This is a genomic window from Virgisporangium aliadipatigenens (assembly GCF_016863615.1).
Classification (GTDB): Bacteria; Actinomycetota; Actinomycetes; order Mycobacteriales; family Micromonosporaceae; genus Virgisporangium; species Virgisporangium aliadipatigenens.
This window is the reverse complement of record NZ_BOPF01000015.1, coordinates 223,476-234,633: the sequence shown is the minus strand read 5'-3', so window position 1 is coordinate 234,633 and position 11,158 is coordinate 223,476. Positions and strand designations below refer to the sequence as shown.

Here is an 11,158-nt window from a genome sequence, read left to right as displayed (position 1 = left end):
GATCCATCGCGGGATCGCTCCCGCCGGTTACTTGCGACAATGGAGGAAGTTCGTGGGAGTCAGCCTCAGCAAGGGTGGCAACGTCAGCCTCACCAAAGCGGCACCGAACCTGACGGCGGTCACGGTCGGCCTCGGCTGGGACGTCCGGACCACCACCGGCGCCGACTTCGACCTGGACGCCAGCGCGATCATCTGCAACGCGACCGGCAAGGTCATCTCGGATTCGCACTTCGTCTTCTTCAACAACCTGCGGTCGCCCGACGGGGCGGTCGAGCACCAGGGTGACAACCTCACCGGTTCCGGCGAGGGCGACGACGAGCAGGTCAAGGTCAACCTCGCCGGTCTTCCGCCGGAGGCCGACAAGGTCGTCTTCACCGTGTCGATCTACGACGCCGAGACCCGTTCGCAGAGCTTCGGGCAGGTCCAGAACGCCTTCATCCGCGTGGTCAACTCCGCCGACAACAACGAGTTGGCCCGGTACGACCTCACCGAGGACGCGTCCACCGAGACCGCCATGGTCTTCGGCGAGCTGTACAAGCACAGCGGTGAATGGAAGTTCCGCGCGATCGGCCAGGGATACGCCTCTGGCCTGCGCGGAATCGCTCTCGACTACGGTGTCAACGTTTAGGGTTTTCTGACGGGGTATCGCTGCGGGCCGGGGTAAGCACCCGGCCCGCGGCGCAACCGCCGGGCCTTGTCCCGGCGGTTGCCTGCGTCAGGACAACCGGACCTGTAAGGGAAGGCCCTCTTGTCCATATTGCGCACTTTCTTCTGGTCGTTCGTGGTGACGGCCGCCGGGCTCGCCGGTGGCTTCTGGTACGGCGGGGCCACCCGCGACCCGGGCACCACCTTCGTTTCGGCCGGTCTGACCGCTCTGTTCCTGGTCGCGATCCTGACGATCCTCGAGATCTCGTTCTCGTTCGACAACGCAGTGATCAACGCGACGATCCTCCGCCGGATGTCCAAGTTCTGGCAGACGATCTTCTTGACCGTCGGCGTTCTCATCGCCGTCTTCGGCATGCGCCTGGTCTTCCCGTTCCTGCTGGTCAGCGCCAGTGCCGGAATCTCTCCCTGGGAAGCGGTGGAGCTGGCCGTCAACCCCGACTCCCAGGACGAGTTCGCCCGCCTGCTGGTCGAGGCGCACCCGACGATCGCGGCGTTCGGCGGCATCTTCCTTCTCATGATCTTCCTCGACTTCGTCTTCGAGGATCACGACTTCGTCTGGCTGCGCTGGATCGAGAAGCCGCTCGCGAAGATCGGCAAGCTGGACCAGCTCTCCGTGGTGATCGCGCTGGCCGTCATCGCGGCCGCCGGGGAGTTCCTGGCCCCCGACGAGGAGCGCAGCCGGGTGCTGCTCGCCGGCGTGCTGGGCCTGCTCACGTACCTGCTCGTCAACGGCCTCAGTGAGCTGTTCGACGTGGACGAGGAGGACGAGGACGACGAGGTCGACTCGGACGCCGAAGCGGTCGTCGCCGACGCCAAGGAGGTGGAGAAGGGCAACATGAGCCCCGGGCGCGCGGCCGGCAAGCTGGTGGTCGTCACGGGACGGGCGGCGTTCTTCCTCTTCCTCTACCTCGAGGTGCTCGACGCGTCGTTCAGCTTCGACGGCGTCGTTGGCGCGTTCGCCATCACGCTCGACCCGATCGTCATCGCGATCGGCCTCGGTGTCGGTGCGATGTACGTGCGGTCGCTCACCGTCTTCCTGGTCAACCGCGGGACGCTCGACTCGTACGTCTACCTGGAGCACGGCGCGCACTGGGCCATCGGTGTGCTGGCCGTCATCCTGGTCCTGACCATCGAGTTCCACATCCCCGAGTGGTTCACCGGCCTCATCGGTGTGGCGTTCATCGCCCTGTCCGTGTGGAGCTCGGTGCGGCGTAACAAGAAGGTCGCGGCCGGCGAGCTCGACGCCGACTCGGACAACGCCAACGACGAGGACGAGAAGGAACTCGCCAAGGTGTAACGCGTGTGAACAAACGGGTACGGTGCGCTTTGACACACCGGACCCACGGATGTCATGCGGACTTAACCGCTGTCCTGCTGACATCCTCCTGTTCACCAGCGAGGATTGCGCTCATCTGAACACGCCTCGCGGCGGTCGCTGTTCGGGTTCACTCCCACGGCGGCCGCCGCAGTCGTACCCGGATAGGGGGAGGCCCAGCGATGCGCCATTTCCAGCAACTCACCGACGAGCAGGCGGCCGGCCTGTTCCACCGGTCTCCGACGGAGTTTCACCGCGACAGCGACCCGGCGCGGCTCGCCGTCGCACTCGGCGCCACCCTGTACTCGCCCGCCACGCGGCCGCGGCTCGCCGAGGACATCGCGCGCTGCCACCGCGAAGGGCTCATGAGCCTCGTCGGCTGTCTCGAGGACTCCATCCGCGACGACGAGGTCGACGCGGCGGAGGTCAACCTGGCCGACCAGGTCCGCCGGTTCGCGCTCACCGAGTCCGACGGTCCGCTCTTCTTCATCCGCGTGCGCCGTCCGGACCAGATCTACCGCATGGCCGAACGCCTCGGCGACGCGCTGCGCGTGGTCAGCGGATTCGTGCTGCCGAAGTTCCGGCCGGACGACACCGGGCGGGCCGGGCTCGTCGCCGTGCACGAGATCGCCGCGGCGACCGGACTGCCGCTGTACGCGCTGCCGGTGCTGGAGAGCCCCGAGGTGGCGCACGCCGAGACCCGCCTCGGCACGCTCGTCGAGATCCGGCACCTGCTCGACCGGTACCGAGAGCGGGTCCTCTCGCTGCGGGTCGGCGTCACGGACCTGTGCGGCTGGTACGGGCTGCGCCGCCCCGCCGAGCTCACCGCCTGGGACCTGGGTCTCATCGCGCAGACGCTCACCGAGATCGTCAACCTGCTGGCCCGCCGGGACGGCAGCGGCTACGTCATCTCCGGGCCGGTCTGGGAGTACTTCACCGGCGGCGAACGGGTCCTCAAGCCGCTGCTGCGGGAGAGCCCGTTCGCGGAGCACGACGAGGAGGGGCAGCGGCTGCGCGGCAAGCTGCTGCGCAAGTCGATGGACGGACTGATCCGGGAGATCCTGCTCGACAAGGCCAACGGCCTCACCGGCAAGACGATCATCCATCCGAGCCACGCCGCCGCGGTGCACGCGCTCATGGTGGTCAGCCACGAGGAGTACAGCGACGCGGCCGCCATCCTGGACGACGTCGAGGGCGGCGGGGTCCTGCGCAGCGCCTACCAGAACAAGATGAACGAGGTCCGCCCGCACCTGGAGTGGGCGAGGCTGACACTGCTGCGGGCCGAGATGTTCGGCGCGGCGGCGGAAGGGGTGACGTTCGTGGACTTCCTCGACGCCTGCGTGGGCCGGGAGTTGGTGGCGTGAGCGCGGGGGGTAGGTCTTGAGTTTGACGGGGTGGGTCGGGGAGCGGCTCGACGTGCGATTGCAGGACCCGCCGGGGCACCACCCGGTGCGCCTGTCCGACCTGGCCGGGCTCGCCGTCCGGCGCAACCCGCGCCGCGCGCACCTCGTCGTGTCGCGCGTGCTCGGCAAGCACCTGCCGGTCGACCCGCGGCTGTCGTACGCGGCCGCCCGCCTGCTCGGTGAACGCGCCGCGCAGGTGCTCGGCGCCGCCGGCCGGCCCCGCCCGCTCGGCCCGCTCGCCGACGCCCTGCGGGGCAACGCGGCGGCGCTGGCCGGGCTGGCGTTCGCCCCCGAGGACTGTGCGGTGCTGCGCCGGGCGCCGCTCGTCATCGGCTACGCGGAGACCGCCACGGCGCTCGGGCACGCCGTCGCGGACGCGTTCGCCGGGGCGCGGTACCTGCACTCCACCCGCCGCAGCGTCGAGGGCGTCGCGGCCGCCGGAACGTTCGACGAGGCGCACAGCCACGCGACCGAACACCTGCTGCTGCCGGCCGATCCGAGGTGGCTGCACGAGGACGCCCCGGTGGTGCTCGTCGACGACGAACTCACCACCGGCCGCACCGCCGTCGCCACCATCGAGGCGCTGCACCGCCTGCGGCCCCGCGAGCACTACGTGGTGGCGACGCTGCTCGACCTGCGCACGCCCGAGCACCGCGCGAAGGTGGACGCCGCGGCCGCCCGGCTCGGTGCCCGCATCGACGTGGTGGCGTTGGCCGCGGGGGTCGTGGAGCACCCTGAGGACGTTCTCGAACGCGCCGCCGAACTCATCGCGCGGCTGGACACCCAACCGGCGGCACCCGGCGCGGCGGGCGGGCCGGCGCACGTTCGCCGCCTCGTCGCCACCTGGCCCGGTGACCTGCCCGAGGGCGGGCGGCACGGGTTCGACGCCGCCGACCGGGCCGATCTGCGGGCCACGGTGGGCGTGTTCGCCGGCGAGGTGCTCGCCGCCCTGCCCGAACGGGGCAGCGTGCTGGTGCTCGGGACGGAGGAGCTGATGTACACGCCGCTGGCGCTCGCCACCGAACTGGCCGTGCGGCGGGGTCCGGTGCGGTTCTCCTCGACGACCCGTTCGCCGGTGCTCGCCGTGGACGAGCCGGGCTACGCCATCCGCACCCGGCTGGAGTTCCCGTCGCACGACGGGACGGGCGGCCCGCGCTTCGCCTACAACGTGGCCGGCGCCGGCTTCGACGCGATCGTGCTCGTCGTGGACGGCACGGCCGAGACGCCGGCGCTGTGGGCCGAGGACGGGCTCGTGTCGGCGTTGCGCACCGAGTGCGCCGACCTCACCGTGGCCGTCGTCCCGGACTTCCAGCCGGCCCCGGTCCTGGCGGGTCGCGCATGAGCGCGCGGGAAACCCCGCAGCCCCTGTTCGGGCCGCGGTTCTCGTCATACTCGGCCGACGAAGTGGGGTGGCTGCTCAAGGACCTCTCCGACGTGTCGTTGGAGGCGCCCGTGGAGCAGCGGGAGGCGGCCATCCAGGCGAAGGCCGCGCACTACGCGGAGTCGCTGCCGATCGAGTACCAGCCGTCGCCGCAGTACCAGGCGCTCTTCGCGGCCGCCCTCGACGAGTCGGCCGACCGGGTCGCCACGGCCGTGGGCGTCGTCACCGAGCTGCTCCTCGCCGCGCGGGAGCGGCCGCCGGTGCTGGTGTCGCTGGCCCGCGCCGGCACGCCGGTCGGGATCCTCATGCGCCGGTGGGCGCGGTTCGCGCACGGGCTGGAGCTGCCGCACTACACCGCCTCGATCGTGCGCGGCAAGGGCATCGACCGGGTCGCGCTGCGCTGGCTCGCCGAGCGGTACGACTCCGCCGACATCGCGTTCGTCGACGGGTGGACCGGCAAGGGCGCCATTACGCGGGAACTGCGTGCGGCGCTCGACGAGGTGTCCACAATGGACGGACTGCGGTTCGATCCCGAGTTGGCCGTGCTCGCCGATCCGGGCGGCTGCGTCACGCTCTACGGCACGCGCGACGACTTCCTCATCCCGTCCGCCTGCCTCAACTCCACCGTCTCGGGGCTCGTCTCGCGCACCGTGCTCAACGACGCGTACATCGGGCCGGACGACTTCCACGGCGCGAAGTTCTACCGCGAACTGGCCGGCGTCGACGTCTCCAACCATTTCCTGGACGTCATCACGGCGCGCTTCGACGCCGCACACGAACGGGTCGCGGCGCAACGGCGGCGGTTGGAGAGCTCAGACCGTTCTCCCGACTGGCGCGGACAGAAGGTGACGGCGGACCTGGCCGGTCGGTACGGCATCGAGGACGTCAACCTCGTGAAACCGGGGGTCGGCGAGACGACCCGGGTGCTCCTGCGCAGGGTGCCGTGGCGGGTGCTCGTGCGCCCCGGCGCCGAGGCCGAACTGCGCCACGTCCTGCTGCTCGCCGAGCAGCGCGGGGTCGAGGTCGAAGCGGTGCCGGACCTGCCCTACTCGTGCGTGGGCCTGATCCATCCGAAGTACACCGCCGGGGCGACCGGCGCCGACGGGAAGCGGGTCGTGACCGTCCAATGAGGACAGTGGTAGCAACCGACATGGACGGCACGGTCATCTTCTCCGAACGCGCGATGGGCGACGACCGGCCCGACCTCGCGACGCTCCACCCGGTCGACATCGACGGCGACCGGATATACGCCTACATGACGGGGTCGGCCGTCGCTGGCTGGACCGCGCTCGCCGAGGACGCGGCGGTCGTGCCGGTGACCACCCGCTCGGTGCCGCAGTACACGCGCCTGCGCCTGCCCGGCCCGCGGCCCCCGCTCGCCGTCGTCTGCAACGGCGGCCGGATCCTGGTCGACGGCGAGTCCGACCCCGACTGGGACCGCACCGTCCGGGCGGCGCTGACGGCCGGTGGCGCCCCCTTCGCGCAGGTGTGGGCGCAGGCGGCCGCCTGGCGCGACGGACGTGGCTTCGCGGCCCTGCGGGCGGTCGAGGAGTTCTTCCTGTACCTCTCGGTCGAGGTGCGGGAGGACTGGCTGACAGAATTCGCAGGTTTCGTGGCCGACTGGTGCCGGGAACGCGGCTGGCGCGCCTCGCTCCAGGGCCGCAAGCTGTACCTGCTGCCCGACGCGCTGGACAAGGCGCCGGCGGTCGCCGAGGTCGCCCGCCGGCTCGGTGCCGACCGGATCGTCGCAGGTGGCGACTCCCTGCTCGACGCGCGGATGCTCGAGGCGGCCGACGCCGCCATCCGGCCGGCCCACGGCGAGCTGCACGCGACCGGCTTCCGGGTACCCCACTGCCACACCACCGCCGGACGCGGAGCCGCCGCCGGGGACGAGATCCTGGCCTGGTACAACGGGCAGGTCAACGGGTCCCGCCTGGCGGACCACAAGTAACCCGGGGTTGCGCGTTTCGCCTAGGCTGCATCCCTGCATCCGTCGGTCACGCCGCCGAGGGACCCGGTGCCGCGGCCGACCGCCTGGGGAAGTGAGGGCAACACTTGAGCACGACGCTCGTCAAGGGTCAGAACATGCCTTTGACCACGGGAAACGTCACGGTAACCGTCGAGGTGGCGCACCCCGCCGACCTCTCCGCCCTCCTTGTCACGGCGAGCGGCAAGGTGCGCAGCGACGCCGACTTCATCTTCTTCAACCAGCCCAACGGCCCGGGTGTCTTCTGCCGCCAGCCGGCGGCGGGGCAGCCGTGGCGGGTGGACATCGACCTCGCGCAGGTGCCCGCCGACATCGAGAAGGTCCGCGTCGTCACGAGCCTGGAGGGCGACAACGCCCGGTTCGGGCGGTTGGCGGCGCCGCCGACCGCCAAGGTCAGCGACGCGTCGGGCACCCAGCTGGCGAGCTTCGCCATGACCGGCCTCGACACGGAGAGCATCGTGGTGGCCGTCGAGGCGTACCGGCGGGCCGGGCAGTGGAAGCTGCGGGCCGTGGGGCAGGGGTACGCCGGGGGGCTCGCCGACCTCGTCACGGATCACGGCGTGACGGTCGACGACCCGGGTCCGGCGGCGCAGCAGAGCGCTCCCGCCGCTCCCCCGGTGCCGCCCGCCCAGCCGGTGCACGTGTCGCCGCCGACCCCGCCGGTGCAGTCCGCACCTCCCGCCGCACCCCCCGCGGCACCTCCCGCCGCACCCCCCGCGGCGCCTCCTGCCGCACCGCCCGCGGCGCCGCAGTACCCGCCGACCGCGCCGATGCCGACGGTCGCCTCGGGCCCGCCGTCCGGACCCGTCTCCGGGCCGCCGCAGGCCCCGGGGTATCCGCCGGCGCCGCCGACCGGACCCGTCTCGGGACCGCCGCAGGCACCCGGCTATCCGCCGCAGGCGCCGCCGACCGGGCCGATCCCGACGGCCCCGGGGCAGTTCCCGCCGCCGCAGCCGCCCCAGGCGCCGACCACCGGGCAGTTCCCGGCGGCGCCGCCGGCCGCGCCCGGGCAGTACCCGCCGCCGCAGGGCTTCCCGCCGCCGCAGGCACCCGGGGTGCCGCCGCAGGCGCCGACCACCGGACAGTTCCCGTCGGCGCCCACGACGGGGCAGTTCCCGCCGGCCGCGCCCGGGCAGTTCCCGCCGCCGCAGGCGCCCGGAGTGCCGCCGCAGGCCCCGGGGGCCCCGCCGCAGCCGCAGCAGCCCGCCGCGCCGGAGAACGTCACCCCGGGCCGCCCGGTCAGCCTGCAGAAGGGCCAGCGGATCTCGCTGCAGAAGCAGGACGGCACCCAGCTCACGCTCGTGCGCATGGGCCTCGGCTGGGACCCGATCAAGAAGCGGGGCCTCTTCGGCAGCCGGGAGATCGAGGTGGACCTCGACGCGTCGGCGGTCATGTTCGCCGACCACCAGCCGGTGGACATCGCGTTCTTCAACCACCTGCGCAGCAACGACGGTTCGGTCGTGCACACCGGGGACAACCGGACGGGTGCCGGCGACGGCGACGACGAGTCGATCATGGTCGAGCTGCCGCGCGTGCCCGCACACGTCACCACGGTCTTCTTCGTCGTCACCTCGTACGAGGGGCACACCTTCCAGCAGATCGAGAACGCGTTCTGCCGGCTGGTCGACGAGACCACGCGCGGGGAGTTGGCCCGGTACACCCTTTCCGGCGGTGCCCCCTACACGGCGATGGTCATGGCTAAGGTCTACCGGGACGGCGCGGCCTGGAAGATGCAGGCCATCGGCGAGGGCGCCCAGGGGCGGACCGCGTTGGATCTCGTCCCGCACCTCGTCCGGTTGACCTACTGAGCCGATTACCGAGCACCACAAGAACCGATTAAGGAGTGCACGTAATGTCCGTTTCGCTGTCCAAGGGGCAGGGTGTCTCACTGCAGAAGCAGGACGGCTCCGCGTTATCGCTGGTGCGCATGGGGCTCGGCTGGGACCCGGTCAAGAAGCGGGGCCTCTTCGGCAGCCGCGAGCTTGAGGTCGACCTCGACGCCTCCGCGGTGATGTTCGCCGACCAGCAGCCGGTGGACGTGGCGTTCTTCAACCACCTGCGCAGCAACGACGGTTCCGTCACGCACACCGGTGACAACCGCACCGGGCACGGTGACGGCGACGATGAGTCGATCATGGTCGACCTGCCGCGCGTGCCGGCGCACATCAACACGATCTTCCTCACCGTCACCTCGTACGAGGGGCACACCTTCGAGCAGATCGAAAACGCGTTCTGCCGCCTCGTCGACGAGACGAACGGGCAGGAACTCGCGCGCTACACGCTGTCCGGCGGATACCCCGCCCAGGCGATGGTGATGGCCAAGCTGGTGCGTCACGGCGCCGGCTGGGGCATGCAGGCCATCGGCGAGGCCGCCCAGGGCCGCACCGCCCTGGACCTCGTGCCGACCCTGCAGCGCCTGATCACCGCCTGATCCAGTTCTCCCGCACATCCCCCGTCCGCCGAAGGAGAAGAACGCGATGGTGGCGCTGGTCAAAGGGCAGAACATGCCCCTGGCTGCACAGCAGTTGAAGATCAGCGTGCGCATGGCCGCCCCGGGCGACCTGTCCGCCCTGCTGCTGACGCCCGCGGGCAAGGTCCGCAGCGAGGCCGACTTCGCGTTCTACAACCAGCCCTCGGCGGACGGGGTGCGGTGGGCCTCGTCCGGGCCCGACGGGCAGCAGATCGACCTGGACCTCAGCGCCGTCCCGCCGACCATCGAGCGGGTGCTCGCCGTGGTGAGCCTGGACGACCGGAAGTTCGGGCAGATCCAGGCGCCCAACGCGCGGCTGTGCGACGCCACCGGGGCCGAGATCGCGACGTTCGTGATCACGGACCTGACCGAGGAGCGCGCCGTCATCGCGTGGGAGATCTACCGCCGCCAGGGAACGTGGAAGGTGCGCGCCGTCGGCCAGGGCTACTCCGGCGGGCTGGCGCAGTGCATCACCGCGCACGGGGTGGCCGTCGACGACGCCCCGCAGCAGCCCGCCGCGCCGCCGCAGCCCGTCGCTCCGGCCCAGGCGCCGCCGCCGCCGGCCGAGCGGGTCTGGCCCTCCTCCGTTCCCCCGGCAACCATCCCCGAGATGACCATCCGGCCGCCGTCGGTGCCGATCGACGCGGCGCCGGTGCCCACTCCGTACCAGGTCAACCAGGACGAGCGGCTGTACGACAACCTGTGGCGCATCTTCGAGGACGCGGCGCGGGCGACCGCCGCCCTGCGTTCCGCCACGGGGTACGCCGAGCAACGGCGCGACAGCGAGATGACCGCGCTGCTCGACGACCCGCGGCTGCGCAACTCCCCCGAGACCGAGGTCAAGCGCACCGAGGCACAGCGCCGCCACGACGAACTGGTCGCCCGCGCCACCGCCGACTTCAAACGCGACGTCAACGTGCTGGTGACCGAGCTGGCGCAGCTCACCGGCGCCCTGCCGGCCCCGATGGCCAGCTGGGACAGCCCCGCGTGGCAGACCTGGCGGCCGGCCGAGGAGCCCGCCGTGGCGGTGCGCATCGGTGATCTCCAGGTCAACGAGGCGCCCGAGCTGCGGGTGCCGATGGTCTTCCGGCTGCCGATGCGCACGCCGCTCTGGATCGACTCGTCCGAGGGCAAGCGCGGCGAGGCCACCGCGCTGGCGCGCACGCTCGTGGTGCGGCTGCTCGCCGCGCACCCGGCCGGCGGGCTGAAGGTGCACGTCGCCGACCTCGTCGGCCACGGCGCCGCCGCACGCGCGCTGCAGCCGCTGTCGGCGGGCGTGCTGCACCCGGCCGCCACCACCCCCGGCGAGCTGTCCGAGATGCTCGGCCGCCTCACCGAACGGGTCGACCTGATGCAGATGGCCGCCCAGGCCGGCGCGTTGGAGACCCTGGAGGGCAAGGTCGACAAGGCCCGGCAGCTGCTGGTCCTGCACGACTTCCCGTACGGGTTCGACGACCGGGCGGTGGCGCAGCTGCGGTTCCTGATCGAGGAGGGGCCCGCGGCCGGCGTGCACCTGCTGTTCGTGGCCGACCCGGGCGACGCGAGCACGCTGGGGCCGCTGGTGTCGTCGCTGTGGCGTTCGATGCTGCGCCTGTCGGCGACGCCGGACGACCACATCGGCGACCCGTGGGTGGGCCTCCAGTGGACGTACACGCCGGACGGGTTCAACGGCGCGCCGGCGGTCGACGCGGTGCTGACGAGGATCGCCGGGCCCGCGTTCTGACGCTCCTGCTTTGGCGCTCCTTAAGCCGGTCTGAAGGTTGGGGCGACCCTCTCGCGGGACGTCGTGACTGTCCGGTAGGACATACCCGGTGGGGTACGAAGACAGGCCGACAAGCGGATGGTGGGCACCATCCTCCGGTACGACCGGGGGCGGGCGCCGCCGGCACGCTGCGCCGGAACCGGAACCCGAGCCGCGTCACCAGGCGCGGCCCGA

At 71.8% G+C, this 11,158-nt stretch carries 9 protein-coding genes; all 9 read left to right on the top strand.

What is annotated here, in order from left to right; translation table 11 throughout:
* Positions 1-52: 52 nt before the first annotated feature.
* The 9 genes from Val02_RS22360 (at position 53) to Val02_RS22320 (ending at position 10,945) form a co-directional block, all read left to right on the top strand.
* Positions 53-628 (top strand): TerD family protein, encoded by a 576-nt coding sequence (locus Val02_RS22360; RefSeq protein ID WP_203901097.1) that lies wholly within the window; start codon positions 53-55, stop codon positions 626-628.
* A gap of 120 nt (positions 629-748) precedes the next feature.
* Positions 749-1,963, top strand: coding sequence for a DUF475 domain-containing protein (locus Val02_RS22355; RefSeq protein WP_203901096.1), 1,215 nt, complete (start codon positions 749-751; stop codon positions 1,961-1,963).
* A gap of 200 nt (positions 1,964-2,163) precedes the next feature.
* A complete protein-coding gene (locus tag Val02_RS22350) occupies positions 2,164-3,345 on the top strand; it encodes an HpcH/HpaI aldolase/citrate lyase family protein (RefSeq protein ID WP_203901095.1) in 1,182 nt (393 codons plus the stop codon).
* A gap of 52 nt (positions 3,346-3,397) precedes the next feature.
* Positions 3,398-4,726 carry a phosphoribosyltransferase family protein gene (locus tag Val02_RS22345; protein ID WP_203901094.1) on the top strand — a complete coding sequence of 443 codons (1,329 nt, stop codon included), beginning with the start codon at positions 3,398-3,400 and terminating at the stop codon, positions 4,724-4,726.
* Positions 4,723-5,895: a cysteine protease StiP family protein gene (locus Val02_RS22340; protein ID WP_203901093.1), complete on the top strand. Its 1,173-nt coding sequence runs from the start codon at positions 4,723-4,725 to the stop codon at positions 5,893-5,895. The genes Val02_RS22345 and Val02_RS22340 overlap by 4 nt, the downstream gene beginning before the upstream one ends.
* Positions 5,896-5,900: 5 nt before the next feature.
* On the top strand, positions 5,901-6,716 hold the full coding sequence (locus tag Val02_RS22335; RefSeq protein WP_203901092.1) for an HAD family hydrolase: 816 nt from the start codon (positions 5,901-5,903) through the stop codon (positions 6,714-6,716).
* A gap of 104 nt (positions 6,717-6,820) precedes the next feature.
* Positions 6,821-8,560, top strand: coding sequence for a TerD family protein (locus Val02_RS22330; protein WP_275415599.1), 1,740 nt, complete (start codon positions 6,821-6,823; stop codon positions 8,558-8,560).
* Between the two features lie 44 nt (positions 8,561-8,604).
* Positions 8,605-9,183, top strand: coding sequence for a TerD family protein (locus Val02_RS22325; protein WP_203901090.1), 579 nt, complete (start codon positions 8,605-8,607; stop codon positions 9,181-9,183).
* Positions 9,184-9,229: 46 nt separating this feature from the next.
* A complete protein-coding gene (locus Val02_RS22320) occupies positions 9,230-10,945 on the top strand; it encodes a TerD family protein (protein WP_275415598.1) in 1,716 nt (571 codons plus the stop codon).
* The last annotated feature ends 213 nt before the right edge of the window (positions 10,946-11,158 follow it).

Excerpts from the sequence above, each read along its gene's own strand:
- Val02_RS22350 (WP_203901095.1), top strand. The coding sequence starts at position 2,164 with ATGCGCCATTTCCAGCAACTCACCGACGAGCAGGCGGCCGGCCTGTTC.
- Val02_RS22320 (WP_275415598.1), top strand. The coding sequence starts at position 9,230 with ATGGTGGCGCTGGTCAAAGGGCAGAACATGCCCCTGGCTGCACAGCAG.
- Val02_RS22340 (WP_203901093.1), top strand. The coding sequence starts at position 4,723 with ATGAGCGCGCGGGAAACCCCGCAGCCCCTGTTCGGGCCGCGGTTCTCG.
- Val02_RS22325 (WP_203901090.1), top strand. The coding sequence starts at position 8,605 with ATGTCCGTTTCGCTGTCCAAGGGGCAGGGTGTCTCACTGCAGAAGCAG.